At 69.2% G+C, this 26,864-nt stretch carries 25 protein-coding genes; 14 read left to right on the top strand and 11 right to left on the bottom strand.

The genetic code is table 11. The annotated features are described in order from the left end of the window. Window positions 1–19: 19 nt before the first annotated feature. Together uraH and uraD are read right to left on the bottom strand one after the other, a co-directional pair. On the bottom strand, window positions 20–358 hold the full coding sequence (gene uraH / locus ACIQ0W_RS09700) for a hydroxyisourate hydrolase (protein ID WP_396642596.1): 339 nt from the start codon (window positions 356–358) through the stop codon (window positions 20–22). Continuing rightward, a complete protein-coding gene (gene uraD / locus ACIQ0W_RS09695; RefSeq protein WP_396642594.1) occupies window positions 355–867 on the bottom strand; it encodes a 2-oxo-4-hydroxy-4-carboxy-5-ureidoimidazoline decarboxylase in 513 nt (170 codons plus the stop codon). Before uraD ends, uraH begins: the two co-directional genes overlap by 4 nt. A gap of 81 nt (window positions 868–948) precedes the next feature. Here uraD and allB point away from each other — a divergent pair, with 81 nt between their 5' ends. The 12 genes from allB to ACIQ0W_RS09635 all read left to right on the top strand — a co-directional run bounded on the left by allB (window position 949) and on the right by ACIQ0W_RS09635 (window position 14,933). Further along, window positions 949–2,388, top strand: coding sequence for an allantoinase AllB (gene allB, locus ACIQ0W_RS09690; protein ID WP_396642593.1), 1,440 nt, complete (start codon window positions 949–951; stop codon window positions 2,386–2,388). 14 nt (window positions 2,389–2,402) lie between these two features. After that, window positions 2,403–3,635, top strand: a complete 1,233-nt coding sequence (locus ACIQ0W_RS09685) for an acetamidase/formamidase family protein (RefSeq protein ID WP_396642646.1) — start codon at window positions 2,403–2,405, stop codon at window positions 3,633–3,635. Beyond that, window positions 3,632–5,263, top strand: coding sequence for an AtzH-like domain-containing protein (locus ACIQ0W_RS09680; RefSeq protein WP_396642591.1), 1,632 nt, complete (start codon window positions 3,632–3,634; stop codon window positions 5,261–5,263). Before ACIQ0W_RS09685 ends, ACIQ0W_RS09680 begins: the two co-directional genes overlap by 4 nt. Window positions 5,264–5,387: 124 nt before the next feature. Further along, window positions 5,388–6,608: a pyridoxal-phosphate-dependent aminotransferase family protein gene (locus ACIQ0W_RS09675; protein WP_396642645.1), complete on the top strand. Its 1,221-nt coding sequence runs from the start codon at window positions 5,388–5,390 to the stop codon at window positions 6,606–6,608. Further along, entirely contained in the window at window positions 6,605–7,909 is a 1,305-nt protein-coding gene (locus ACIQ0W_RS09670) for an allantoate amidohydrolase (protein WP_396642590.1), read from the top strand. Before ACIQ0W_RS09675 ends, ACIQ0W_RS09670 begins: the two co-directional genes overlap by 4 nt. Before the next feature lie 92 nt (window positions 7,910–8,001). Continuing rightward, window positions 8,002–9,375: an amidohydrolase family protein gene (locus ACIQ0W_RS09665; RefSeq protein WP_396642589.1), complete on the top strand. Its 1,374-nt coding sequence runs from the start codon at window positions 8,002–8,004 to the stop codon at window positions 9,373–9,375. A gap of 165 nt (window positions 9,376–9,540) precedes the next feature. Next, a complete protein-coding gene (locus ACIQ0W_RS09660; protein ID WP_396642588.1) occupies window positions 9,541–10,617 on the top strand; it encodes an ABC transporter substrate-binding protein in 1,077 nt (358 codons plus the stop codon). A 30-nt stretch (window positions 10,618–10,647) separates the two neighbouring features. Beyond that, entirely contained in the window at window positions 10,648–11,472 is an 825-nt protein-coding gene (locus ACIQ0W_RS09655; RefSeq protein ID WP_396642587.1) for an ABC transporter ATP-binding protein, read from the top strand. Then, entirely contained in the window at window positions 11,462–12,313 is an 852-nt protein-coding gene (locus ACIQ0W_RS09650; protein ID WP_396642586.1) for an ABC transporter permease, read from the top strand. The genes ACIQ0W_RS09655 and ACIQ0W_RS09650 overlap by 11 nt, the downstream gene beginning before the upstream one ends. 8 nt (window positions 12,314–12,321) lie before the next feature. Continuing rightward, the gene (locus ACIQ0W_RS09645; protein ID WP_396642584.1) at window positions 12,322–13,197 is read left to right on the top strand and encodes an ABC transporter permease; all 876 of its coding nucleotides are present in this window, start codon (window positions 12,322–12,324) and stop codon (window positions 13,195–13,197) included. Between the two features lie 63 nt (window positions 13,198–13,260). Further along, a complete protein-coding gene (gene add, locus ACIQ0W_RS09640; protein ID WP_396642583.1) occupies window positions 13,261–14,301 on the top strand; it encodes an adenosine deaminase in 1,041 nt (346 codons plus the stop codon). A gap of 14 nt (window positions 14,302–14,315) precedes the next feature. Next, the gene (locus tag ACIQ0W_RS09635) at window positions 14,316–14,933 is read left to right on the top strand and encodes a helix-turn-helix domain-containing protein (RefSeq protein WP_396642582.1); all 618 of its coding nucleotides are present in this window, start codon (window positions 14,316–14,318) and stop codon (window positions 14,931–14,933) included. 119 nt (window positions 14,934–15,052) lie between these two features. Here the strand turns inward: ACIQ0W_RS09635 and ACIQ0W_RS09630 are convergent, their stop codons facing one another. Together ACIQ0W_RS09630 and fdhA are read right to left on the bottom strand one after the other, a co-directional pair. Continuing rightward, window positions 15,053–15,454, bottom strand: coding sequence for a heme-binding protein (locus ACIQ0W_RS09630; protein WP_396642581.1), 402 nt, complete (start codon window positions 15,452–15,454; stop codon window positions 15,053–15,055). A gap of 83 nt (window positions 15,455–15,537) precedes the next feature. Beyond that, complete coding sequence (gene fdhA, locus ACIQ0W_RS09625) at window positions 15,538–16,758, bottom strand: formaldehyde dehydrogenase, glutathione-independent (protein ID WP_396642580.1); 1,221 nt, start codon at window positions 16,756–16,758, stop codon at window positions 15,538–15,540. 161 nt (window positions 16,759–16,919) lie between these two features. Between fdhA and ACIQ0W_RS09620 the strand changes: the two genes are divergently transcribed. Continuing rightward, window positions 16,920–18,185 carry a LuxR C-terminal-related transcriptional regulator gene (locus tag ACIQ0W_RS09620; protein WP_396642579.1) on the top strand — a complete coding sequence of 422 codons (1,266 nt, stop codon included), beginning with the start codon at window positions 16,920–16,922 and terminating at the stop codon, window positions 18,183–18,185. A 4-nt stretch (window positions 18,186–18,189) separates the two neighbouring features. On the opposite strand, the gene ACIQ0W_RS09615 is transcribed toward ACIQ0W_RS09620, so the two are convergent. From ACIQ0W_RS09615 to ACIQ0W_RS09600, 4 genes are all read right to left on the bottom strand, one after another. After that, complete coding sequence (locus ACIQ0W_RS09615; RefSeq protein WP_396642578.1) at window positions 18,190–21,033, bottom strand: molybdopterin-dependent oxidoreductase; 2,844 nt, start codon at window positions 21,031–21,033, stop codon at window positions 18,190–18,192. Further along, a complete protein-coding gene (locus tag ACIQ0W_RS09610) occupies window positions 21,030–21,881 on the bottom strand; it encodes an FAD binding domain-containing protein (protein WP_396642576.1) in 852 nt (283 codons plus the stop codon). Before ACIQ0W_RS09610 ends, ACIQ0W_RS09615 begins: the two co-directional genes overlap by 4 nt. Window positions 21,882–22,034: 153 nt before the next feature. Next, window positions 22,035–22,826, bottom strand: a complete 792-nt coding sequence (locus ACIQ0W_RS09605; protein WP_396642575.1) for a nucleoside phosphorylase — start codon at window positions 22,824–22,826, stop codon at window positions 22,035–22,037. A 260-nt stretch (window positions 22,827–23,086) separates the two neighbouring features. After that, window positions 23,087–24,193, bottom strand: a complete 1,107-nt coding sequence (locus ACIQ0W_RS09600) for an XdhC family protein (RefSeq protein WP_396642574.1) — start codon at window positions 24,191–24,193, stop codon at window positions 23,087–23,089. A 50-nt stretch (window positions 24,194–24,243) separates the two neighbouring features. On the opposite strand from ACIQ0W_RS09600, the gene ACIQ0W_RS09595 reads away from it, so the two are divergent. Next, window positions 24,244–24,858, top strand: a complete 615-nt coding sequence (locus tag ACIQ0W_RS09595; RefSeq protein ID WP_396642573.1) for an NTP transferase domain-containing protein — start codon at window positions 24,244–24,246, stop codon at window positions 24,856–24,858. A gap of 23 nt (window positions 24,859–24,881) precedes the next feature. Here the strand turns inward: ACIQ0W_RS09595 and ACIQ0W_RS09590 are convergent, their stop codons facing one another. From ACIQ0W_RS09590 to purS, 3 genes are read right to left on the bottom strand one after another with little or no spacing between them, the layout of a single operon-like run. Then, the gene (locus tag ACIQ0W_RS09590; protein WP_396642572.1) at window positions 24,882–25,814 is read right to left on the bottom strand and encodes a 2-hydroxyacid dehydrogenase; all 933 of its coding nucleotides are present in this window, start codon (window positions 25,812–25,814) and stop codon (window positions 24,882–24,884) included. Between the two features lie 27 nt (window positions 25,815–25,841). Next, window positions 25,842–26,549, bottom strand: coding sequence for a phosphoribosylformylglycinamidine synthase subunit PurQ (purQ, locus tag ACIQ0W_RS09585; protein WP_396642571.1), 708 nt, complete (start codon window positions 26,547–26,549; stop codon window positions 25,842–25,844). After that, on the bottom strand, window positions 26,546–26,809 hold the full coding sequence (gene purS / locus ACIQ0W_RS09580) for a phosphoribosylformylglycinamidine synthase subunit PurS (protein ID WP_396642570.1): 264 nt from the start codon (window positions 26,807–26,809) through the stop codon (window positions 26,546–26,548). Before purS ends, purQ begins: the two co-directional genes overlap by 4 nt. Window positions 26,810–26,864: the final 55 nt, after the last annotated feature.

The raw sequence follows: 26,864 nt of genomic DNA, 5'->3' as shown, positions 1-26,864 counted from the left end.
TCCTCCGAAGCGGTGCGGCTCAGCTGCCGCGGTAGGTGGAATAGGCGAACGGGCTGAGCAGGAGGGGCACGTGGTAGTGCCGGGAGCCGCCGTCCTCGTCGACATCGACGCTGAAGGTCACGGTCACCGAGGGGTAGAAGGTCTCGACGCCCCGGGCGGCGAAGTACGCGCCGGTCGAGAACGTCAGGGCGTAGTCCCCGGCGTCGAGCAGTTCCGGTCCGAGTCCGGCCCGACCGTCGGCATCCGTCGTTCCCGTGGCGACAGGGACACCGGATGCGGTGGCCAGGGCGACGTCGACGCCCGGTGCCGGCGTTCCCGTCGCGGCGTCGAGGACGTGGGTCGTCAGGTGCGGGGTCATGCACCCATCCTGTCGTCGGTCAGCGCGTTCCGGAGACGCAGCATCGCGATCTCGGCGAGCTGCGCACGAGCCTCGGCCGCCTCAGTTTCGGGGTCGCTCGCGAGGCGCCGCTCGAGGTTCGCCAGGATCTCGTCGGGGGTGCGGCCCGCCGCTCGGATCAGGAAGACGCGCCCGAACCGCTCTTCGTACGCGGCGTTGCCCTCGGCGATGCGTGCGGTGACGTCGTCCGCTGCGGTCGTCATCGCGGCTTGTTCGCTGCGTGAGGCGTCGCCCTCCGCGCCGAAGGCCGTGGGCCTCTCGCCGATGCGCGGGTGATGCGCGAGCGCGGCATCGAGGTCATCGACACTCCATCTCTGGGCAAGCGACGCCGCGCGGGCCTCGAGATCGTCGATGGATGCGTACGGACGCTCGTCGACGACGGCTGCGGTCCACGCCGGGATGTCGGCCCAGACGCGCACGACGGATGCAGCGGCCGAGGCATCCGCGTCATTGAATTCGGAGAGGAGCACCCGGCCACCGTAGTGCCGCCGCGTTTCCCGGATGTTGCTCTGAGTAACATCCGAGAAACGCCGGGCCTTTAGGTTGGGCCCATGACCGCTCTTCCCGACGCCCCGCGCGCGCTCGCCGCCCGCCGCGTCTTCATCGATGGGGCGTTCCGTTCCGCCCTCGTCCGCATCGAGGGCGGGCGTATCGCCGCGATCGAGGATTACGACCCGGATGCTGGGGCCCCGGCATCCGATGTCGTCGCCGTGCCCGATCGTCTGACGCTGCTGCCCGGCCTGGTCGACTCGCACGTGCACCTCGACGAACCGGGTCGCACCGACTGGGAGGGCTTCGAGACGGGGACCGCCGCGGCTGCCGCGGGCGGTGTCACCACGATCGTCGATATGCCGCTGAACAGTGTGCCGGTGACGACGACCCCAGAGGCGCTCACCGAGAAGCGCGGCGCCACGCTCGGCAAACTGGCCGTCGACATCGCCTATTGGGGCGGTGCAGTTCCCGAGAACCTCGGATCGCTCGCCGACCTCGCGGCGGCGGGAGTGGTCGGGTTCAAGTGCTTCCTGATGCCCTCCGGCATCGACGAGTTCGGGCACCTGAATGCCGAACAGCTCGAGGCCGCGCTGGCCGAGATCGCCGCGTTCGATGGGCTGCTGATCGTCCACGCCGAAGACCCCACGCACGTGCACGACGCGCAGACGCTCGGGCCCCGGTACGACGCGTTCCTCGCCTCTCGGCCGCCGGAGAGCGAGCGCGCGGCGATCCGGCTCGTGATCGACGCGGCCCGTCGCACGGGCGCCCGCGCGCACATCGTGCACGTCTCGGACGGCGGTGCGCTGGACGACATCCGTGCCGCGAAGGCCGACGGCGTGCGACTCACGATCGAGACCTGCCCCCACTACCTGACCCTGCGCGCCGAGGACGTTCCGGATGCTGCGGGCCAGTTCAAGTGCTGCCCGCCGATCCGCGACGGGGCCAATCAGGACCTGCTGTGGCAGGGCGTGATCGACGGCACGATCGATGCGATCGTCAGCGACCACTCGCCATCCACTCTCGAACTCAAGCAGCAGGGCGGGGGAGACTTCGCTCTCGCCTGGGGTGGGATCTCGGGGCTTGAGACCGGGTTCTCGGCGATCTGGACGACGGCGCGCGCCCGGGGCATTCCCCTCGAAACGATCCTGCCGCTCATGACCACGGGGCCCGCCCGGATTGCCGGACTCGGGTCCGCCGGGCGGATCGTGGTCGGCGCCCCGGCGCACTTCGCGCTGGTCGACCTCGACGCGGTGCGCACCGTGCGCGCGGCCGAGTTGCAATACCGCAACAAGATGTCGCCGTGGGACGGACGCGAACTCGCGGGTGTGGTCGAGGGCACCTACCTCGCCGGCGCACTCGTCTACACCCCTGGGGTGGGCGTCACTGCACGAGCAGGACGTGAGATCCTGACCGTGCGCGCCGTCCCGCATCCCGCAGACTCCGCGGATGCGGCGGACTCCGTCGGCGCCGCGCCCCGCGTTGAGGAGATGCATCCGTGACCACAGCCCTCGAGATGCCCGCGCGGGAATCCACCATCCTGCAGCCCGGCACGGGCGAGATTTCCGGCGACCACTATCTGGCCGCGTCGCCCGCGACCGTGATGTGGGGTCGGCTGCCCTGCGAACGGGATACCGCCGTGCTCACTGTCCAGCCGGGACAGACCGTGACGATCGATACCGTCAGCCACGAGGGGATCCTCGAAGACCAGGGCAAGGATCCGCTGGCCTACTTCACCGGCAAGGGTGTGCCCGCGGCATCCGTCCTCGACGATGCGATCGAGATCGCACACGAGATGTCTCGCGATGTCATGGCCGACGGACCGCATGTCGTGACGGGACCGATCGCGGTTGAGGGTGCGATGCCCGGTGACCTGCTCAAGATCACCGTCGTCCGCCTGCAGCCGCGCGTGCCGTACGGCGTCATCTCGAACCGACACGGCAAGGGTGCGCTCGTCGGCGAACTGCCCCGCGGCGAGCACAACGTGAGTGTCTTCACGCCGGTCGAAGAACGGGATGGACGGATGGTCGGGGTGCTGCCCGTTGTGGAGGGTGGCCCCGGGCTCGTGGAGTTTCCGCTCGCGCCGTTCCTCGGCACCATGGGCGTCGCGGTCGGCGGTGATCAGCGGCCGCACTCGGTGCCGCCCGGCGAACACGGCGGCAACATCGACATCAACCTGCTCGTCGAGGGCACCGTGCTCTACCTGCCCGTGCAGGTGCCCGGCGCGCTGGCGTACGTCGGCGATCCGCACTTCGCGCAGGGCGACGGCGAGGTCGCGCTGACGGCACTCGAGGCATCGCTCCGCGCGACGCTGCGCTTCGAGATCGTGCCGCGCGACGAGGCGCTCGCCGAGTTCGGCGAGTTCACCGGGCCGCTGGTCCGCACAGACGAATATCTCGTGCCCACAGGCCTCGACCCCGACCTCGGCGAGGCCATGCGCCGCTGCGTGCGGGCCGCGATCTCGCTCATCCAGGCGCGCTGGGGTCTCGACGAGCACCTCGCGTACGCGTATCTCAGCGCCGCCACCGACTTCGACATCTCGCAGGTCGTCGACATCGTCTGCGGTGTGCACGCCCGCATCCGCGAGTCCGATTTCGCCGCGGTTCCTCTTGTCGGCCCGCCGCGCCCCGGGCATCCTTCCGTTCCTGATCCGCTGAAAACAGGAGATTCGGCGAGAACAGGACAAACGGCGCCGGATTCTCCTGTCCCGGACGAATCTCCTGTTCTCGACGAAGGGCACACGGCATGACGGATGTCTCGACCCCGGGTGCGGCGCAAGCCCGCGCCCATGCCGTCGGCGCCGACACTGTCCCCGCCGATCTTCTCGAGGCCTTCGAGGCGTACGAGCGCGCGATCATCGCCAACGACCTCGACGTTCTCGATGCCGCCTTCGCGCCGGGCGATGAGACGATGCGCGGCGACGCGGCGGGCCTGCTGGTCGGTCACGACGCGATCAGCGCTTTTCGCGGCGTACGCGGGGGAGTGCCCGCCCGTGCAATCGAGCGGATCGAGTACCGGGAGCTGGCACCGGATGTCGCGCTGCTCGTGTCGATCTCGCGCTACGTCGGCGGGGGCACCGGGCTGCAGACCCAGGTGTGGCAGCGGTTCGACGACCGGTGGCTAATCACGGCTGCGCACGTCACGCCTCGCGCACAGGCGCTCGATCGGTCGGTGTGGCGGACCGTCGGCGACCCGCTCTGGCAGGGCGCCTGGGAGGGGCCGCTCGAGGGGTTGAGCGTCGCGGTCAAGGATCTGTTCGCGATCAAGGGGTACCGCATCGGCGCGGGAAACCCGACGTATCTCGACTCCGCGCGCGTCGAGCCTACGACGGCCGCGGCGGTTTCGGATCTGCTGCGAGCCGGTGCATCCCTGCGGGGGATCGCGCGCACCGACGAGTTCGCCTACTCCGTCGCGGGCGACAACGCGCACTACGGCACCCCGCCCAACGGCGCGCTGCCCGGCGCCCTCCCCGGCGGCTCGTCGAGCGGTCCGGCATCCGCCGTCGCGACGGGACAGGCGCAGATCGGGCTCGCGACCGACACGGCCGGGTCCATCCGTGTGCCCGCGTCGTATCAGGGCCTCTGGGGTCTGCGCACGACACACGGCCTCGTCCCGCGACAGGGCCTGCTTCCGCTCGCGCAGTCCTTCGACACGATCGGATGGCTCACCCGCGACGGCGACACGATGCAGAAGGTCGTCGACTGGACCCTCAGCTACGACGGGTCGGAGTCGACCGAGAGTGTCTTCGGCGAGTCGGGGCGGGACCTGCCGTGGAGCTTCACGGTGCCGAGCGAGATGCTCGCGTCGGTCGAGCCCGAGACGAGGGAGGCCTTCGAGGCGCTGCTCGACGCCCTCGGTGTCGGGGCCGAGGGACCCGCGGTGGCGGAGACATCACTCGGCGATCTCGACGAGTACCTCGCGGCGTTCCGTGCCGTTCAGGGCGCGGAGGCGTGGCGGAACAACGGCGCGTGGCTGCGCGAGCACCCGGGCGCCGTCGCCCCGGCCGTCGCCGAACGGTTCCGCGTGGCATCCGAGGTGACGACCGAGGTCGAATCCGATGCACGTGCGACGATCGAGGTTCTGCGCGCGCGGTTGCACGACGCGACGAGCGACACCGTGCTGATCATGCCGACGGTGCCGGGGCCCGCGCCGATGCGAACGCATCGCGGTGAACGTGTCGAGGCCGTGCGTGCCGCGACCCTCCGCATGACGACGCCCGCCGCGATCGGTGGCATGCCTTCTATCTCGATCCCGCTGCTGACCGTGCCCTCGAACCTCGGTCCCGCCCCGGTTGGTGTGTCCCTGATCTCGCGCCCCGGCACCGACATCGCGCTGGTCCGCCTCGCGCGCCGCGTCGCCCGGGCGGTGGCACCATGACCCCATCGCCGAGTGCACGGGTTGCGCGCGAGCGCACGACATCCGTCCGCTCGCAAGCCGTGCACTCGCGCCGATGTCATGCACTCGACGCCATGATGAAGAAACAGGATGCCTCGTGAACGACATGTCCGTGCCGATCGACCCGCCCGCCCGACTCCTCATGGGACCGGGGCCGATCTCGGCGTATCCGAGCGTGCTCACCGCGATGTCGGCGCAGCTGGTCGGGCAGTACGACCCGTTCATGACGAGCACGATGACCGAGACCCAAGCGCTGTACCGGCAGGTCTGGGCGACCGAGAACGACGCGACCTTCCTCGTCGATTCGACGTCCCGCGGAGGCATCGAGGCGGCGATGATCTCGCTCATCCGTCCGGGTGATCGGGTGCTCGTGCCGGTGTTCGGGCGCTTCGGGCACCTGCTCGCCGAGATCGCGGAGCGCGCGATGGCCGAGGTGCACACGATCGAGGTGCCGTGGGGTCAGGTCTTCACTCCCGCGGCCATCGAAGAGGCGGTCGTGCGCGTCAAGCCGCACCTTCTCGGGCTCGTGCAGGGCGACACGTCCACGACCATGCTGCAGCCGCTCGAAGACATCGGCGCGATCTGCGCCAAGCACGGCGTGCTGTTCTACTCCGACGCGACCGCGTCGCTCGGCGGCAATCCTTTCGAAGCGGATGCCTGGGGCCTGGACGCCGCGACCGCAGGGCTCCAGAAGTGCCTCGGCGGGCCGTCGGGCTCGGCGCCCATCACGCTGTCCGAGCGCGCGGTGGAGATCATTCGATCGCGCAAGAAGATCGAGGCGGGCATCCGCGAGCCCGGCGACGAGGATGCGCCCGATTTCGTGCGCTCGAACTACTTCGACCTCGGCATGATCCTCGACTACTGGGGTCCGCGGCGTCTCAACCACCACACCGAGGCGACGTCGATGCTCTACGGCGCCCGCGAGTGCGCCCGCGTTCTGCTCGGCGAGGGGCGCGACGCCGTCATCGAGCGCCACGTCCTCCACGGCGAGGCGATGCTCGCCGGCGTGCGCGGGCTCGGCCTCGTCGTCTTCGGCGACGTCGCGCACAAGATGACCAACGTGGTGGCCGTCGAGATCCCCGAGGGCGTCGCGGGGGATGCCGCGCGCCAGGCCATGCTCGACGACTTCGGCATCGAGATCGGCACCTCTTTCGGGCCCCTGCACGGGCGCGTGTGGCGCATCGGCACGATGGGTTACAACGCCCGGAAGGATGCGGTTCTGACGACCCTGGCTGCCCTCGAGCAGGTTCTGCGCCGGTTCGGCGCGAAGGTCCCCGTGGGTGGCGGCGTCGACGCGGCCCTTGATGTCTACGCGGGGGCGCGATGATCCGCACCCTCCTGCCTGACCTCACGCCCGACCGCGTCGCCGCTGCGGCTCGGCGCGTCATGGCGCGCTGCGACGAACTCGCCCGTGTGACCGCGACAGCCGGTGAGATCGAGCGCGTCTACCTCTCCACCGAGCACGCGCGCGTCAATCGCCTCGCGGCCGAATGGATGCGCGAGGTCGGCATGACGACGCGGCAGGACGCCGCGGGCAACCAGATCGGTCGACTCGCGGCAGCCGATCGCGACGCCCCAGCCCTGATGATCGGCTCACACCTCGACACCGTGCCCGACGCGGGCAGGTTCGACGGCATCGTGGGCGTGCTCATGGCGCTCGAGGTCGTCCGCCTCCTGCGCTTTCCCGCCCCGGTCGGGGAGGGGAGCTTGTCGCCGCTGCCGTTCGCGATCGAGGTCGTCGCGTTCTCGGACGAAGAGGGCACGCGCTTCGGCAAGGCACTGCTCGGCTCATCCGCCGTCGCCGGCACGTGGGACGACGACTGGTGGCAGCTGACGGATGCCGACGGCACCACGCTGCGCCAGGCGGCGCTGGAATTCGGTCTCGACCCGGGCCGCATCGGCGAGGCCGCGCGTAGCCCCGATGAGCTCGTGGGTTATCTCGAAGCACACATCGAGCAGGGCCCCGAGCTCGACCGGCGCGGCGAATCGCTCGCCGTCGTGTCGTCGATTGCGAGCGCCCGACGCTTCCAGCTCGTCGTCGAGGGCGAGGCCCGGCACGCGGGGGGCACCCCCTACGACATGAGGCACGACGCGCTGCTCGGCGCGAGTGAGGCCGCTCTCGCCGTGGAGCGCATCTGCTCGGGCGAGCACCACGTCATCGGCACGGTCGGGCAGCTCGAGGCGTTCCCGGGCGCGGTCAACATCGTGCCGGGCGAGGCTCACTTCAGCCTCGATCTGCGCGGCGAGTTCGACAGCGAACGCGATCGCGTGTGGGATGCCCTCTCGCGTGACCTCGACGTGATCATGGGCCGCCGCGGCCTGCGATGGCGGGCCCGCGAGGTGCACAATGCGCCCGCCGTCATGTGTGCGCCGCTGCTCCAGGACGTTATCCGCGCGGGAATCCGCGGCGCGCTGCCCGACCTTCCGGACGATCCCGCGACCCTGTTCAGCCCCGCCGGCCACGACGGCATGTCGATCGACGCGATCACCGATGTCGGGATGCTGTTCCTACGCAACCCGGACGGCATCAGCCACCACCCCGACGAGGCGGTCAGCGCCGCGGATGTGGCCCTCGGCATCCGCGCGCTGGCGGAGTCGGTTCTGCATCTGGCGGCCGAGCCCCGCTGACGGCCCCTCCTCCCTTTCCGTGTCCCAACTTTTCACCCCACCTACGAACTTGGGATGAAAAGTTGGGACATCCACTCACCGTTAGGAACCCCATGTCTCTCCTCGTCATCAACGCCCGCCTCATCACGGTCTCCGCCGGAACCGACGACCCCGGCTACATCGAGCGCGGCTGGATGCGCGTCGAAGACGGCCGCATCGCGGGGATCGGCGCCGGCGACCCGAGCGACACGACGGCCGACGAGGTGCTCGACGTCGACGGTGCGTTCGTCGCCCCCGGCTTCGTCTCGAGCCACAGCCACCTCTTCACGAGCGGCCTGCGTGGGCTCGGCGTCGCCGACACCCTCTACGGCTGGTGCGACTCGATGCTCGGCATGACCGCGCACGCAACGCCGGAGGACATCTACTGGTCGACCCTGCACGGCGCCCTCGACTTCCTCGGCAACGGCGTCACGACCGCCTACAACTTCACCGACCCTCAGCAGGCGTGGGAGTCGATGGTCGACGGCAAGCGCGTCGGCAACGCCCCCCTGCGCGGCACCGGGTACCACACGCGTCAGGCCGACGGATGCCTCGACGCCGGTCTTCGCTTCGTCGACTCGATCGGCATGGACGTCACCGCGGGGACGGATGACGAGATCTTCGCGCGCTTCGAGGCATCCGTCGCCCACACCCGCGCCATGGACCCGGACTTCGCGCTCGGCGCTTCGATCATGGGACAGGTGCAGTGGTCGCCGCGTCCCGAGGCCGCTGAGCTCGAGGTCGAGGCGATGCGGCGGTTCGGCGTGACGAACCAGGCCCACTTCCTCGAGTCGCCCGAGGCGGTCGAGCTGCAGCAGTCCAAGTTCGCGCTGTACCGGGATGCCGGGGCCCTCGGCCCGGACATGATGTTCGGTCACTTCATCCAGACCACGCCCGAGATCATCGAGCAGGCCGCGGCGGGCGGTGCCTCGATGTCGTGGCAGCCCGCGTCGAACGGGCGCCTCGCGTCCGGAACCGCGCTCGTGCCCGAGATGATCGCGATGGGCATGAAGGTCGGCATGGGGCTCGACGACCAGGCCTGCACCGACGTCTCGGACCCGTGGCAGAACATGCGGATGGGCATCGCGATGCAGCGGGCACGCACGAAGGACCCGCTGTCGATGATGCCCGAGCTCGTGCTGCGCCTGCACACGCTGGGCTCGGCGGAGATCATGGGCGTCGCCGACCGCGTCGGCAGCCTCGAGGTGGGCAAGTTCGCCGACTTCGTCGTGGTCGACCCGCGCCGCCCCGACGTGGGGCCGCTCTGGCACCCCGTCCGCAGCTACGTGCTGTCGATGAGCCTGCGGAACCTGCTCGGCGTCTACGTGGGCGGAAAGCCCGTCTCGCGCAGCGGCGAGTCGACGAACCCGCTCGCCGCCGAGGCATCCGAGCGTGTGCACCGCGATCTGCCGGCGATGGCGGAGCGCCTGGGGCGTCACCCGCACTGAGCGCGCCGGCGCCCGCCGCGCTGAAGGTGTAACGGCGACGAAACACGGCGCCAGTGTTCGTGAAATCTACATCCCATAGCGTCACCTGTATCGCGCAGGGTCGAGGCCTTCTGACCGTGCCGATATACCCGAGTGCCACCCCCGTCCAATCTGGAGACACAGCACATGACATTCCGCTTCAACACCTCACGCAGCCGTCGCCTCGCCGTCGCCGGTGCGAGCGTCGCCGTCGCAGCTCTCGCCCTCACCGCCTGCTCCAGTGGCAGCGGGTCCGACGCATCCGAGTCTCCCGCAGGCGAAGAGGGCTTCGGTGACCTGACCCTCCAGCTCAGCTGGATCCTCAACGAGGAGTTCGCGGGGGAGTACTTCGCCGACTCGATGGGTTACTACGAAGAGGCCGGATTCTCCTCCGTCAACCTCGTGCCCGGCCCCTCGACCGGTGTCGCCGAACTCGTCAGCGGCACGGCCGACGTCGCCCTGAGCGACTCCATCTCGGTCGGCGCTGCCGTCGCCAACGAGGGCGCCCCCCTCAAGATCATCGGCGCGACGTTCCAGTCCAACCCCTTCACGATCCTCTCCCTCGCCGACGGCGGCGACATCGCCACGGTCGACGACCTCAAGGGCAAGCGCATCGGCGTGCAGGACTCGAACACGACGCTCTTCAACGCACTCCTCGCGGCGAACGACATCGACCCGTCCGAGCTGACGATCGTCCCGGTTCAGTACGACCCGGCGCCCCTCGTCAACGGCGAGGTCGACGGATTCATGGCGTACATCACCAACGAGTCCGTCACGGTTGCCGCGCAGGGTCTCGACACCACGGATCTGCCCTTCGCCGACAACGGCCTGCCGTTCGTCGCCGAGACGTTCACCGTCACCGACGAGCAGATCGCGAACAACCGCGAAATGCTCAAGGCATTCCTGGTCGCCGAGATCCGCGGCTGGACCGACGCGCTCGCCGACCCCGAAGAGGGCTCGCGCCTCGCGGTTGAGGAATACGGAGCGGACCTCGACCTGAACCCCGAGAACTCGCTTGCGGGTGCGATCGCGCAGAACGAACTCATCGTCTCGGATGAGACCGAGGAGTTCGGTATCTTCTCGATCAGCGACGCCCTGCAGGCGTCGACCGTCAGCAGCCTCGCCGGAGCCGGCATCGAGGTCGAAGCGGGCGACCTCTTCGACCTGAGCCTGCTGGCCGAGGTCTACGAAGAGAACCCGGACCTCATCGCCTACATGGGCTGAGTTCTTCACCTCTACCGAGAGAAATCAACTGTGACCGAAACGGCCACCCAGACCGGTGCCCAGGCGACAAGCCTGGGCACCGGCCTGCAGATCACCGGACTGAACAAGGTCTTCAGCGTGGGTCGCAAGACCGTCGTCGCGCTGCAGGACGCCAACCTGCACACCGACCAGGGCACGTTCCTCGCCCTTCTCGGCCCGTCGGGATGCGGCAAGTCGACCATTCTGCGCATCCTCGCGGGGCTGGAGGATGCGACGAGCGGCACGACGCGCGTCGACGGCAAGAGCCCCAAGGAGTTGCGCAAGGGCAACGAGCTGGGCATCGCGTTCCAGGACTCCGCGCTGCTGCCCTGGCGGAGTGTCCAGTCGAACATCCAGCTGCCGTTCGAGGTTGCGGGCAAACCCGTCGACAAGGACTACGTCAGAGAGATGATCGCGCTCGTCGGGCTGACGGGGTTCGAGAAGGCGAAACCCGCGCAACTGTCCGGAGGTATGCGGCAGCGCGTCTCGATCGCGCGATCGCTGATCATGAAGCCCTCGGTACTGCTGTTCGATGAGCCCTTCGGTGCCCTCGACGACATGACGCGGCAGAAGCTCAACCTCGAGCTCCTGCGGATCTGGACCGAAAAGCCTGCGACGACGCTCCTGGTGACGCATGGCATCTCGGAGGCGATCTTCCTCTCCGACCAGGTCGCCGTGATGAGTCCGCGTCCCGGCCGCATCAAGGAGGTCATGACGATCGACCTGCCGCGGCCCCGAACGCCCGAGATGATGCGGACCCCGGAGTTCCACGCCTACGTCGATCAGGCGTCCGAGCTGCTTTTCGGCGTCGGAGGCGCCGCGGCGGATGACCACTGACCTTTCGGCGACCGAAGCCGCAAAGCCCCGCACGATCCAGTGGGAAGACATCAAGCTTCCGGCCTGGGTCAGCGGCCTGATCGGGATCGTCGGGATCATCGCCGTGTGGTGGATTTTGGCCGCGACGGTCTTCTCGAACGTCGGGCCGGGTGGGGTGCAGGCCATACCCACACCCCCGCAGGTCCTCATCGAGTTCTTCAACACGGGGTGGGAGTTCTACGTCCGGAACTTCGGAGTGACCCTCGCCGAGGCGGGCATCGGATACCTGTGGGGCAACGGTCTCGCATTGACCCTCTCGGCCCTCGTACTGATCGTCCCGCGGCTCGAGGGCGTCGTGATGCAGATCGCGATCATCACCTACTGCATCCCGATCGTCGCCCTCGGTCTGCTGCTCACGGTCATCGTGCCGATCCCGACCTCGGGTCAGCCCTCGACCACCGCAATCTTCCTGGCGGCTCTGAGCTGCTTCTTCACGACGGTCGTCGGCGCGCTCCTGGGCTTGAAGGCTGCAGACAAGGCGAGCCTCGACCTGATCACGGTCTACGGCGGGTCGCGCCTGACCCAGCTGCGCAAGGTTCGCCTGATCGCATCGTTGCCCTCCATCCTCAACGCCCTCCAGATCGCCGTCCCGGCTGCGTTCCTCGGTGCCGTGCTCGGTGAGTTCTTCGGCAAGATCACCGTCGGAGTGGGGCCCGCGATGATCGCGGCGCAGCAGGCGCTGAACTCCGCTCGCGTGTGGGATATCGCCCTCGTTTCCGGGGCCGTCGCTCTGCTGGGCTACGGCCTGCTGGGCCTCGTCGCCCGGGCCATCGCGCCCTGGTCGAAGGGAGTGTCGAAATGAGTGCGCTCATGACCGACGTGCCGCCCGGTGTGACGGCATCCGCCGCCGAACAGACCGCCAAGCTGAACGCCGAGATCCGGCGTGAGACGCGGAACGCCACGCTTCGCGCGCTCGGTCGCAGCGTCCTCACCTTCGTCCTGACGATCGTCGCGGTGCTGGTGATCTGGGTCGGGGCGCTGTGGGTCTTCCAGATCTCGCCCTACGTCGGCAAGGGGCCGATCGATGTCTGGAACTTCCTCTTCACGATGCCGAACTCCGAGGCCAACCGCGAGCAGCTGTTCGGCCAGCTCTGGGTGACGCTCGGACACTCGGTCGTCGGATTCATCGCCGGTCTCGTCGTCGCTCTGCTCGTGGCGATGATCTTCCAGTTGAGCAAGGGCATCGAGCACGCCCTCATGCCGATGGCGATGCTGCTCCGCTCGGTGCCGCTCGTGGCCATGGCGCCGGTCATCATCCTGATCTTCGGCCGCGACTTCGCGTCCGTCGCGGTGATCGGTGGAATCGTCGTGTTGTTCCCCGCGCTCGTCAACATCGTGTTCGGCCTGAAGTCGGCCTCTCCGCAGATGAACGACCTCGTCACGGTCTACGGCGGATCGTCGTGGACGCGTTTGCGCAAGGTCGCCCTGCCCAGCTCGCTTCCCGAGTTCTTCGCCGCCGTGCGCATCTCGGTGCCCGGCGCGATCACGGGTGCCCTGCTCGCCGAGTGGCTCGCTGTCGGCGGCGGCATCGGCGGGGCTGTGGGCGGCTACATCTCGGGCGCGCAGTTCTCGGCCGTCTGGACCGCTGTGGTCCTGGTAACCGGCGCCGCGCTCATCCTCTACAACGTCGTTCAGATCCTTGAGTCCGTGGCGCTCGCCCGCATGGGCATGGGCAACCGCGTCTGATCTCATCGAACCGCCCCGAGAACCTTCGCGTGCGCGGTTATCTCCACCGTTCGAAAGGACACCATGACCGACTCCCTCGCGCTCGCCGAGTTCGCCTATGGCCTGCCCAAGGCCGAACTGCATCTTCACCTCGAGGGCACCCTCGAGCCCGAGCTCAAGTTCGAACTCGCGGCCCGCAACGGCATCGAACTGGCCGAGAAGACCTTCGAAGAAGTGAAGGCGACCTACAACTTCACCGACCTGACGAGCTTTCTCGCCGTGTACTACCCCGCCATGCAGGTGCTGCAGACGGCCGATGACTTCCACGACCTCGCCTGGGCTTACCTCCTGCGTGCGAAGGAGCAGGGCGTCGTGCATGCCGAGATGTTCTTCGACCCGCAGGCCCACACCAGCCGCGGCGTGCCCTTCGAGAACGTCATCACGGGATACCACCGCGCCGCCGTCCGGGCGGGCGACGAGCTCGGCATCTCCGCGGAACTCATCCTCTGCTTCTTGCGCGACTTCTCTGCGGAGGATGCGGCAGCGACGCTCGAGTCGGCCCTGCCCTACAAGGACTGGATCATCGGCGTAGGGCTGGACTCGGACGAGCGAGACAACCCGCCGAGCAAGTTCTCGGAGGTCTTCGCGCGTGCCCGTGCCGAGGGCTTCCGTCTGACGATGCACTGCGACATCGACCAGGTCGGGTCGATCGACAACATCCGCGCGGTGCTCACCGACATCCGGGTCGAGCGCATCGACCACGGCACGAACATCGTCGAAGATCCCGAGCTCGTCGCCATCGCGAAGGAGCGTGGACTCGGGTTCACCTGTTGCCCCGTGTCGAACTCCTTCGTCACCGAGCAGATGAAGGCCGACGAGATCGTGAGCCTGCTGCGGGCGGGCCTGCGCGTCATGATCAACTCGGACGATCCCGCGTACTTCGGGGCGTACGTCGGCGACAACTACGTCGCCCTCGCGGAGCAGGCCGGGTTGTCCGAGACCGACCTTGTGCAATTCGCCATCAATTCGTTCGAGGCGTCCTGGCTGACGCCCGAGCAGAAGGCGGCCTTCGTCGAACGCGTGGGGGAGTACGCGGGCTCCCGCGGCGTCGCGTTGCCGGTTTAGCGAGGACCGCGGCCATGACGTCGAGCATCGCCTCGCGACCGGTAAGTGCGGATGACGCGGATGCGCGGCTCGGCGCCGCGATCCGTCGTGTCCGGCATGCACGGGGCATGACTCTCGTGCGGCTCGCCGAGACGACGGACCTCTCGCATCCGTTCTTGAGCCAGCTCGAGCGCGGGCTGGCCCAACCGAGCCTGTCGTCGCTGCGGCGAATCGCCTCGGCGCTCGAGACGAGCCCGATCGAACTGATCGCAGAAGCGGATGCGGCGGCATCCGCGCACCCCGCCGTCGAGGTGCACCGACAAGGCGCGGCGGACGAATCGGTTCCGGAGGGGTTTGCCGCCGGGTCGGCTCGGATGCTGGCGCGCGGCGGTCGGCCGCTGCATCCGATGGAAGTGTCCGGTGGGGCCACTCAGCCCGGCGAGATCTTCGTGCACGCTGAAGACGAGTTCCTCTACGTGGTGGAGGGGGCGATCCACATCGAGGTCGAGGGCGAACGTTCGACCCTCGGCGCCGGGGACTCGGCCTACTATGCGGGCGGCGTTCACCACCGTTGGTGGTCGGCGGACGGGCGCACGTACCGTCTGGTCGTGGTCAAGCAGGGCCTGCGCGGCACCGGCGCCGGTCGCTGGTAATCCGCTCCGGCCCCGCCCGTCCCCGCCACGCGCCGTGAAACACCCCGCGTGCGACGAGACACCTCATGACAAGGGGTGTCTCGTCGCGCGCGGGGTGCTTCGCCCGAAGAACGTGCGTGTCAGAGCGCGGCGGCGCCCGCTTCGGCGACCGTCTGGTCCTGCTCGCCCGATCCGCCGCTGACCCCGAGGCCGCCGACGACGACGCCGTCGCGCAGCAGGGGCACGCCGCCCGCGAAGATCGCGACCTTGCCGCCATTGGTGGTGTGGATGCCGAAGAACTGCTGCGTCGGCTGCGAGTTGTCGCCGAGGTCCTTCGTCTGGATGTCGAAGGCGCGCGACGTCCACGCCTTGCTGATCGAGATGTCGATGCTCCCGATCCATGCGCCGTCCTGGCGCACGTGGGCGATCAGGTTGCCGCCGCCGTCGACGACGGCGATGTTCATCGGCTGACCGATTTCGTCGGCGCGGGCTTCGGCAGCGGCGATCAGCGTGCGAGCGTCCGCGAGGGTGAGTGCTGACATGGGGTTCTCCTTCGATCGTGAGGCTGTGCCTCGTGGGTGCGTGTTGTACGAGCGTGGATGTGGTGACGGATGCCCGCGGCCGGTTATGCCGCGATGTAGCCGTTCGGGTTGAGCACGTACTTCGTGGCGGCGCCCGCATCGAACTCGGCGTACCCGCGCGGTGCGTCCTGGAGCGAGATCGCGGTGGCGTTGACGGCCTTTGCGATCTGCACCTTGTCGTGCAGGATCGCCATCATGAGCTGCCGGTTGTAGCGCATGACGGGGCACTGGCCGGTGGTGAACGAGAGCGACTTCGCCCAGCCGGTTCCGAAGCTCAGTGACAGCGAACCCTTCTGCGCCGCCTCGTCGGCCGCGCCCGGGTCGCCCGTGACGTAGAGGCCGGGGATGCCGATGGCCCCGCCCGCCGCGGTCACGTCCATGAGGGAGTTGAGAACCGTGGCGGGGGCCTCGGCGGCTTCCGCACCGTGGCCCTGGCCGCGTGCCTCGAACCCGACGGCGTCGACCGCGGCATCGACCTCCGGCACCCCGAGGAGTTGGGCGAGTTGGTCGGGCACATCCCCGTCGCCGACATTGATGGTCTCGCAACCGAAGCTGCGCGCCTGGGCGAGACGCTCTTCGTTCAGGTCGCCGACGATCACGACGGCCGCGCCCAGAAGCTGCGCACCCGCAGCCGCCGCGAGTCCCACCGGCCCGGCCCCGGCGATGTACACGGTCGATCCCACGCCCACTCCGGCGGTGACCGCGCCGTGGAACCCGGTGGGGAAGATGTCGGAGAGCATCGTCAGGTCGAGGATCTTCTCCAGCGCCTGCTCACGATCGGGGAAGACCAGGGCGTTCCAGTCGGCGTAGGGCACGAGCACGTACTCGGCCTGGCCGCCGACCCAACCGCCCATGTCGACGTACCCGTAGGCGCTCCCGGGTCGGTCGGGGTTGACGTTCAAACAGATGCCCGTCTTGCCCTCCTTGCAGTTGCGGCAGCGGCCGCACGAGATGTTGAACGGTACCGAGACGATGTCGCCGACCTTGACGAACTCGACGTCGGGACCGACCTCGACGACCTCGCCCGTGATCTCGTGGCCGAGCACGAGCCCCGCGGGCGCCGTCGTGCGGCCGCGCACCATGTGCTGATCGGACCCGCAGATGTTGGTGGCGACGGTCTTCAGGATCACGGCATGCGGAAGCTTCCGCCCGACGTTCGCCGGGTTGACGCCCGGCCCATCCTTCAGCTCGAAGGTGGGGTAATCGGTATCGATGACCTCGACCTTGCCCGGCCCCTTGTAGGCGACGGCACGATTGTTCGTCATAGTGGCTCCTCTCCGAACCTCGAACCGCGCGTACGTCGGATCGACGTCGGCGGCTCATCCAGCCTGCGCCACCCGTTTCGGTAGCGCCATCGGCGGTCGGGGTAGTCCTCACTACCCAATCGGGTAGCGCGGGAGGGTCCCGCTGCGGTTAGCATCGTTCGATGCCGACCTCGATCGCCGCGATAGCCGACATCGTGGCGGCCCCGCTGCCGGAGATCGCACGTGCACTCTCGGAGTATCTGGCGCCACGGATCCCGCATTCGGCGCTCATCATTCTGGCCGAGGATGACGTGAGTCACCCGCTCAAGCACCACGGGGACTCGGCGCTCGCGTCACGCGTCGCGCTGTCGGAGATGGTGGAGGCCAGGGCTCTGCTCGAGGGCCCCGGTGTCCTGCGTGCCTCGGTGGACGTCGGCGGCGCGGCGCGGGACACGGTGCTGGCCCGCGCCGAGACCGGGCCGCTGCTGGTTCTCGTCGATCCCATGCCGGCGGCATCCGGCACCGATCCCGACGCCGACGTGTTCACCGCGGCCGAGCTCCTGCAGCTATGGCGCATCGTCGCGATGCGGATCCGGCAACCCGCGCGGGATGCATCCCCGAGCTATCTGCTCGAGTCGCGTGCCGCGGCCGGCGTTCGCGCAGAGGTCGTGGCCGAACTCAGCGACACGCACTCCCGCACGCTCGAGGCGCTGCTCGCCGTGCTGCGGTCGCCCTCCACCGATGATCACGCCGCGCGCCAGGCCGCGGTCGGTGTTGCCGCGCACGCGATGGTGCAGCTGCGCACCTCGACCGATCTCGTCCGCACCTTCACGGAAGAGCCCGTGACCTCGGCGTTCGAGCGTCTGCGCGATGATCTCGTGCCTCTCGTGCGCTACCGCGATGTGGACGTGCAGTTCGTCGAACCACCCGTAGACGGGCGCGCCCTGCCCAGCGAGATCGCCCACGGTGCCCGGGCGATCGTGCGCCGAGCGATCCTGGCCTCCGTCGAACAACCGGGGACGAGCCGAGTGCGGGTCAAGTGGGATTGCGACGGCCGCAATCTGTTGATCAGTGTGCGCGACGACGGCCCCGGTGACGAATCGTTCGGTCACGGCGCCCTCGACGAACTCCGGCAGCGTGTGTCCGCGGTCAACGGCGAGATGACCCTCGCGGCGACCGAGGGGTGGGGCTCGGAACTCTCCGTGGTCATGCCCCTGGACCCTCCTCACTCACACGGCGACGACCCGCTCATCGCGCGGCTCGGACCGCGCGAGTTGCAGATCCTCGAGCTCATGACGCAAGGGTTGCGCAATCGCGGGATCGCGGCGCGCCTGGGGATCAGCGAGAACACCGTCAAGTTCCACGTGTCGAAGATCTTCCGCAAGCTCGGGGTCACCTCGCGTTCGGAGGCGACGGCGCTGATCGCTGCCGGACGCGCCCACCGCTGACGGGTCAGTCGGCCTGAGCGATGCGCCACACGCGGTCGCGCGAGAACGGCTGCTCGTACGGCCTGCGTCCGAGCGCCCGGGCGATCGCGTTTCCGATCGCGGGGGCGACGGGGTTGTACGGCGATTCGCTCATCGACTTCGCCCCGAACGGACCGAGGTCGTCGCTCGTGTCGGCGAAGTAGATTTCGGTGTCGGGGATGTCGGCGAACTGCGGCACCCGGTAGGTGCGGAACATCGGGTTGACCACGGCGCCGCGGTCGTCGATAGAGACCTCTTCGTAGAGCGCGCTGCCGACGCCCTGCGCCACTCCGCCTTCTATCTGTCCGCGGCACTGGGCCGGATTCATGACGAAGCCCGCATCTGCCGCGTGCACCGACTGCAGGATGCGGACGGTCCCGGTGGATGGCTCGACCGCGACCCGCACCGCGTGGACGTTGAACGCGAGTGACCGTTCATCGCCGTGTTCGGCGCCGTGAGCGGTGAGGCCCTCGGTCAGTAACTCGGGGCTCCGGGACTCCGGCGCCGCCGCTGCCACGATCTCGTCGAACGACACGACCCCTGACGGGGTGCGAACCCCCTCGGCCGTGAGCGAGCAGGCGCCGGGTTCGGTGCCGCGCAGGGTGGCGGCGATCCCGAGCATCCGCTCGCGCAGCGCGACGCACGCGGCGTACACGGCCTTACCCGCGACCGTCGTGCCCGCCGACGCGAACGCACCCGTGTCATGCGCGACCCCGTCGGTGTCGGCATGCTTCAGCGTCACGCGCCCGCCGTCGACCCCGAGGACGGATGCCGCGATCTGGCGCTGCACGGTGGTGGTGCCGTTGCCGAACTCGGCCGTACCGGTGCGAAGGGCATACGTACCGTCGGGTCGGAGCGTCGCGGTGGCGTGCGCGATATGGCCGCGCGGCGCCATCGTCGCGATCAGCGTCGAGGCCATGCCCTCGCCGATGAGCCAGCCATCCGGTGCCGTCACACCGTTGCCGCGGCGCATGGCCCCCTGAGCGAGGTCAAGGCACTGGTCCAGGCCGTAGCTGCCCCAGCGCACCTCGGGTTCGTGTTCGGCGTGCCACGCGAGCAGGGGGTCGCCGTCGCGGACGGCGTTGATGCGGCGCACCTCGAATGGATCGAGGTCGAGGCGTTGGGCGAGCATGTCCAACGCGGACTCGACGCCCAGCTGCACCTGACCGAGACCGTACCCGCGGAAGGCTCCTGATGGGACGTTGTTGGTGTACACGGCCTCGGCATCGACGCGCTTCGCCGGCGCGTTGTAGAGGCTGATCGACTCGGAGCAGCCGTGGAACATCACACCGATCGCGTGATTGCCGTAGGCGCCGGTATCGCTCAGCACGTCGAGCTTGATCGCGGTAAGCGTGCCGTCCTCGTTCGCGCCGAGCTCGACCGAGACGCGCATGGGGTGCCGCAGCGACGCCCGTTGGAACTGATCGGTGCGCGAGAACTCGTACGCGACGGGGCGGCCGGTGCGCAGCACGGCGAGGGCCACGAGGTCTTCGGTGAAGATCTCCTGCTTGCCGCCGAATCCTCCGCCGACGCGGGGCGCGTAGACGCGCAGGCGTTCGCGTGGCAGGTCGAAGATGTGGGCCAGTTCGTCCCGGGTGAGGAATGGCACCTGGGTGCTGGAGCGGATGACCAGACGGTCTTCTTCGTCCATCCAGCCCACGGATCCGTGCGTTTCGAGTTGCGCGTGGCTCACGCGCGACGTCTGCCAGGTCCCGCCGACGCGCACCGGGCTCGCGGCCAGGGCGGCATCGATATCACCCCCGTAACCGTCGTGGAGCGCGGTGACGACATTGCGGGACGCGTCGGCGACACGGTCCTCCGGCGTTCGATCGGCATGCAGCAGCGGAGCACCCGGCATGCGCGCGGAATCGGGGTCGAAGACGGCGGGCAACACCTCGTACTCGATCTCTACCAGCCGACACGCTCGCTCCGCGGCCTCTGAGCTCTCGGCTACGACGGCCGCGACCCGTTGCCCGATATGGCGGACGACGTCGTCGAGCACGCGAGTGTCGTCGGGGTCGTCGGTGCGATGCTCGTGCCGGCCTGACGAGTACCGCGTGGCGGGAGCATCCTCATGCGTGAAGACCGCGACGACCCCGGCAACCGCGCGTGCAGCCGAAGCATCGATGGAAAGGATGCGTGCGTGCGCATGCGGCGAGGTCACGACCCGCAACACGAGGGCTCCCGTGACGGGCTCATCGAAGGTATACGGCTCGCGCCCCTGCACCACGCGCCGGGCGGGCTCGGGCGAGACCGACGTGCCGACCCCCGACCCCGACGGTGTCGTCGTGGCAGCGGTGGCACAGGAACCCTCGCATGTATCACCGCAGACGGATGGCGGGGCGGCGGCATCCGTCTCTGTCACGTCGTGTTCGGCGACGGCCGCTCTCCGCCCCGTCTGGCGCACGGCTCCGGTGATCGCCTCGCGGAGCGGGCGGTAGCCGGTGCACCGGCAGAGGCTGCCCTTCATGCGGCGATCGAGGTCGGGCAGGTCGGCCTCGGTCAGGGTGGAGGCCGTGACGCTCATTCCCGGGGTGCAGAAGCCGCACTGAAAGCCGAAGTTCTCGATGATCGCCTCTTGCACGGGATGGAGGCCATCGCCGGGGGCCAGGCCCGCGGCCGTCGTCACGGTGCTGCCATCGACCCGCATCGCGGGGATGATGCACGAGTGCACCGGCTGGCTGTCGAGGATGACGGCGCACGCGCCGCAATCGCCGGCGTCGCACCCCTTCTTGACCTCGGTGTGGCCGTGCTCGCGCAGCAGTGTGCGCAGGCACTGACCCGGGCGTGGCTCGACCTCGATCGGTGCGCCATTCACCTCGATCTTCACGCGGCCTCCCCGGGGTCGACGGCGTCGGCGAGTTCGAGCCGGATCCGCTCCGCGAGCTCGATACTGACCCCGCGACGCCAGTCGGCGGACCCGAGGGGATCCGTGTAGAAGTCCGGTGCCCCCGCGACATCGGTCGCGAGCTGCTCCGCCGCGGGGGGCGCTGGATAGCGGAGGACGGTCGGTGTGAGGGTCGCGGCGGTGACGGTGAAGACGGCGGACCCATCGCGGTCGATGCGCCCGGTGACGACCGCACCCGATCGGCCGAGCTCGGCGAGGGCGATCTTGCGCATGAGGGCCCGCGACCGCAGTGCATGCGCCGGGATCTCGACGGCGCGCACCACCTCGCCGGGGGAGAGATCATTCGTGCCGTTGCCCGTCATCAGCTCGGCGACCGCGGTGCGGCGCTCGCCGCCATCAGGCGTCCAGATCACGGCCTCGCCATCGAGCGCCGACGCGAGCGACACGATCGCGCCCGCCGAGAACGAGCGGCAGACGTTCCCCCCGACCGTCGCGGTGTTCCAGATCTTGAACGAGGCGAGCAGGGCGTTCGCGGCGACGGGGAACAGCGCGATGGCCGACCAGTCGGCAGGGGCCACGGCATCCGTCGTCCGACCCTCGGCGAATGCGACCAGCGTGGCGATCGTGCACGTCGCGCCGATGGTCAGACCCGCGTCCGTGACCTCGAGATCACGCCAGCCCATCGTCGTGAGGTCGACCAGGCCGGTCGCGTGCGTCTGGGGCTCGCCGAAGAGCCACGTCCCCCCACCGAGGATGATCTCGCCGGGGGCGAGCGCGAGGTCGTCGCGGCTGGTGGCGCGGCGGAAGCTCGTGATGGTGTTCAGGTCCACCGGCACTCCTTCCGCGTATGCGTCGCCGCATCCGTCCATCCAATCAGCGCCGGATTTCGTGAGTGTTTCACGTGTAACCGGGAGTCGGGGCCGTTGCCATGCACCCGACGCGCCAGGTCGCTCGGCGCACCCCAGAATGCACCGCGCGACCGCCTACAGTTCGAGTTCGACCGCCGTTTCGAGCGCCGCCTCGATGCTGCGCATCCAGCCGTCCTTGAGCGCGGAGTTCTTCTCGTCGTAGAGCGATGCGCCATCGACCAGGTTGCTGGACGCGGCACACACCATGCCGGCTCGCAGGCCGCGCAGCCGGGCGACGATGTACAGGGCGGACGCCTCCATCTCGACATTCAGGATGCCCATGCGGTTCAGCTCAGCGATCCACTCCGGTGTTTCCGCGTAGAACGCGTCGTCGCTCACGCTGATGCCGCGGAAGGAATGTGTTCCCGACGCCGCGGCGATCCGCTCGGAGTGGCGGGCGAGCGCCAGGGTGAGCTCGAGGTCCGGGACCGCGGGGAAACCCTTCGGCAGATAGGCATCGGTCGTTCCGTCGTTGCGGAAGCTGCCCTCGCTGACGAGCAGGTCCCCGGGCGCTATGCCCGGCTGCAGCCCGGCCGAGCTGCCGACGCGGATGAACGAGGTCACACCGACGCGCGCCAGCTCTTCGACAGCGATCGCGGTGGACGGGCACCCCATACCGGTCGACGTCGCGGTGATGTGACGTCCCTTGTACCAGCCCGTCATCGTGCGGTGCTCGCGGTTGTGTGCGACCTCTCGCACCTCCGTCAAGAACTCCGCGACGAACGGGACCCGGAACGGATCGCCGGGCAGCAGAGCTACGGACGAGACCTCGCCGGGCGCGATACCGATGTGGTACTGGCGCGCGTTCAGGCCCGCCTGGGACTTGTCGACGGGCAGGGATGCGGGCGCGGATGCGGATGTGGACATGGGGGCCTCCGGGTGCTGTGACGAGTGAAGTCAGCAGTCCCCGCCCTGAGCCACCGGCTCGGTCGCCGACGATCGCCGGGAGGTCATGGTTGTTAGGACACGCAGTGCCGAGAGCGTAGCACCGGCCTCATGGTGGGTGGATTATCGCTCCCCCGGGACGAGCTGTCGCCGAAACATCCGATGTGCGGCGAGACACCCCGCGGCGAGAGGTGTTTCGTCGCACGAGGGGTGTTTCGGCGGCAACCGCATCGGGCGCGCGGCTACAGGGGCGAGCAGGTCGGCGCGGCGATGGGCGGGGTGGCGGGGCTTCCGGGGCCGCGGGCGTGGATCGGGCCGCGGGCATCCCGCAGCGGGCCACCCGATGTCCCGTACCGCGACGCGATGATCTCGGCGAGGGCGGCGACGGCCGCCTCCTCGGGCGACGAACCGCCGAGGTCCAGGCCGAGCGGAGAGTGGAGACGGGCCAGATCGGCTTCCGTCACCCCTCGCTCGCGCAGAGCGATCGCACGCTGCTCCACCGTGCTCCGCGCGCCCATCGCGCCGACGAAACCGATGTTCATGCCGAGTGCGGCATGAAGCGCGGGAATGTCGATGCGTTCGTCGTGGGAGAGCACGCAGACGGCCGTCCGAGCATCGACCGAACCCGCTTCCTCGGCTAGCGACGTGAGGTATTCACCCGGATCGGCGACCACGATGTCGGATGCGTCGGGGAAACGTTCCGAGGTCGCCAGCAAGGGCCAGGGGTCGCACACGGTGACGGCATAAGCCGCCGCGCTGGCCACCCGGCACAGCGCTGCGGCATGTTCCCCCGCACCCACGATGATCAGGCGAGCGCGGGGAGCCCGAGACACCGCGAGCCATGTGCGGTCGGCGATCGGGACCGTCTCGGCCAACAGCCCTGCCGCATCCAACTCGGGGAGTGCCTCGGCAGCTATCCGCGAGAGGGCGGATGCGTCGGCCACGGTGCCCTCGTGAGGCGTGCCGATGCCGAGGGCGAGGGTCACGCGCTCATCGCGGACCGCCGTCTCCAGTGCGCGCCGTGCCACCTCGTCGTCGGGTCGCAGGACGTACGCGAGCACATCCACCTCGCCCCCGCACGCGAGGCCCGCGGCGTGCGCGCGCTCGTCGCTGAACCCGAAACGCGCCCCGCGGGCGACCCCATCGGCCAGCACGGCATGGGCGAGGACGATCGCGTCGCCTTCGACGCAGCCGCCGGAGATCGAGCCGATGACCGAGCCGTCCGCCGTGATGGCCATCGAGGCGCCGAGCCCCCGCGGAGCGCTGCGCGCGACGCGTGTCACCGTGACGACAGCGACCGACTCACCAACGCTGAGGTGCGGCAGGAGATCTGCGGCGAGTTCGAGCATCATGCAACGCTAGCCGCGCGATGTTTCCTGCGCGATACGCTGGCGGCACCATGCGCCCGCCGGACTTCGAGACGACCGATCAGGCGTCCGGTTGCGTGCTCGGCCTCGTGCTCGCTGCCGGTGCGGGCACACGGTTCGGCGGCCCGAAGGCCCTCGCCCGAGGCGGCGACGGTGTGCCGTGGGTCGTTCGGGCCGTGCGCACGCTGCGCGAGGGGGGATGCGGTCAGGTGATCGTGGCGCTGGGCGCCTCGGCGACGCAAGCACGCGACCTCGTCCCGCCGGGTGCCGAGATCGTCGTCGTGCCCGACTGGCGGCTCGGCCTGTCGGCCACGATCTCGAAAGGACTCGCTGCGGCGGGCGAGCGATCCGCGTCAGCCCTCGTCATCATGCCGGTGGACGCGCCGGGGGCGCCACCCACCGTCGTCCACCGGGTCATCGACGCGGTCGCCGGGGCACCGAGGCGTGCACTCGTACAGGCGACGTACGGCGGCGACCCCGGCCATCCGGTACTGATCGGCGCCGAACACTTCGCCCCGCTCGAGCGGGCTCTGTCGGGGGATCGAGGCGCGCGTGCTTATCTCGCGACCCACGACGCGGTCACCGTTCCCTGCGAAGATCTCTGGTCGGGCGACGACATCGACACCCGGCCCTTCGTCGACCGCTGAGCCACGGGGTGGGTGGGGGGCGATCAGCCGCCGATCACGATGTTGAGCGGCGGCTCGCCCTGCAGCATCCGCTCGATCTGCCGACGGATCAGGCGGGCCGCGCGCGGTCGCATCGCCGCTGTCAAGCCGCCGACGTGCGGCGCGATCAGTACCCCGCGAGTCGTCCAGAGGGGATGTCCCGCGGGCAGCGGCTCCGGATCGGTGACATCGAGCGCGGCGCGGATGCGGCCACGACCGGCATGATCGACCAGCGCGGCGGTGTCGATCAAGGAGCCGCGGCCCACGTTGATCACCAGCGCACCATCCGGCAACGCAGACAGCACAGCGTCGTCGACGATGTGCCGCGTCACCTCCCCACCGGGCAGGGTCAGGATGACGATGTCGGCATGGGGGAGCAGCTCCGGCAGTTCGTCGACACCGTGCACGTGCACGCCGTCCTCGTCGCGGGCCTGCGTCGCCACCGGCACGAGATCGACCTCGAAGGGCGCGAGGCGTGCGGCGGTCGCTTTTCCGACACCGCCGTAGCCGAGAAGCAACACGCGCTGGTCGGCGAGACCGGTGCTCTTCTCCTGCATCCAGGTCTGGGTGGCCTGCGCGTGTACGAGCTCGGGGATGCGCCGCTGCGCTGCGAGAGCAAGTGCAAGCGCCAACTCGGAGGTCGCCGTTTCATGCACCGACGCGGCATTGGCGAACCGTCGCCCGGGCGGTAGGTGATTCGCGACCTCGTCATAGCCGATGGATTGTCCCTGCAGCACGCCGGTCTCGACGCCTTCGAGCCAGCTGAAGCCGCTCCCGCCCGACATGTACGGGACGACCACCAGGTCGAGGCGTTTTCGTGGCGCGGGTCCGTCCATCGGCCACACCAGAACTTCCACCCCGTCCGGCACGGGGCCGAGGTCCTCGAGAACCTGGGGGGAGGGGACGGTGACGGTGAGCGTGCGGGGCGCGCGGTTCATCCTTCGACGCTAGCGCGCTCGGTCGGGTCAGGCGTTCTGCAGCACCGCGGCGATGGCACTCGCGAAGAAGATGCGACCGTCTTCGCCCGAGCGCATCGCGACCGACGTGTCCGGCCCGAAGCCCGGCTCGACGGCGTGCTCGGGGTGCGGCATCAGACCGAGGACGTTGCCGCGGGCGTTCGTCACGCCGGCGATGTCGCGCAGTGAGCCGTTCGGGTTCACCCCGACGTAGCGGAATGCGACCTGCCCTTCGCCTTCGATGCGATCGAGCGTGTCGTCGTCGGCGATGTAACCGCCGTCGCCGTTCTTCAGCGGGATCACGATCTCTTGTCCGGCTTCGAAGCCGCTTGTCCAGGCGGTGTCCGCGTTCTCGACGACGAGGCGCTGGTCGCGGCGGATGAACTGCTGGTGGGCGTTGCGGATGAGGCCGCCTGGCAGCAGGTGCGCCTCGACGAGCATCTGGAATCCGTTGCAGATGCCGAGGACGGGCATCCCCTTCTCCGCCGCGTCGCGGATGTCGGACATGATCGGCGCGCGCGCCGCGATTGCACCGGCACGCAGGTAATCGCCGTAGCTGAACCCACCCGGCAGAACGATCGCGTCGACGCCGTGGAGGTCGTGATCGCCGTGCCAGAGCGCGACCGGCTCGCCGCCCGCGAGGCGCACCGCGCGGCGGGCGTCGGCGTCGTCGAGCGATCCCGGGAACGTCACGACCCCGATGCGGGAGCGGCTCACTCGACCACCGTCTTTTCCAGGACCGAGATCTCGACGACGTCCTCGATGACCGAGTTCGAGAGGATCTCGTCCGCGATGCGGCGCGCGGTCGCGAGAACATCATCGGTGATCTCGCCGTCGACGGTGAGTTCGAACCGCTTCCCCATACGGACGGCGCTGAAATCCTCGACCCCGAGACGCGAGAGCGCGCCCGTGACGGCTTTTCCCTGCGGATCGAGCAGCTCTGCCTTGGGCATGACGTCGACGACGATGGTGGGCATGTGAGAGCTCCGGCTGTCGGGGGCGGGTTGCCCTCCCAGTCTAGGGCCGGGTCAC

This window comes from Microbacterium sp., assembly GCF_044340635.1.
GTDB lineage: Bacteria > Actinomycetota > Actinomycetes > Actinomycetales > Microbacteriaceae > Microbacterium.
The sequence above is the reverse complement of the archived record's forward strand: the minus strand, read 5'-3'. Positions and strand labels throughout refer to the sequence as shown.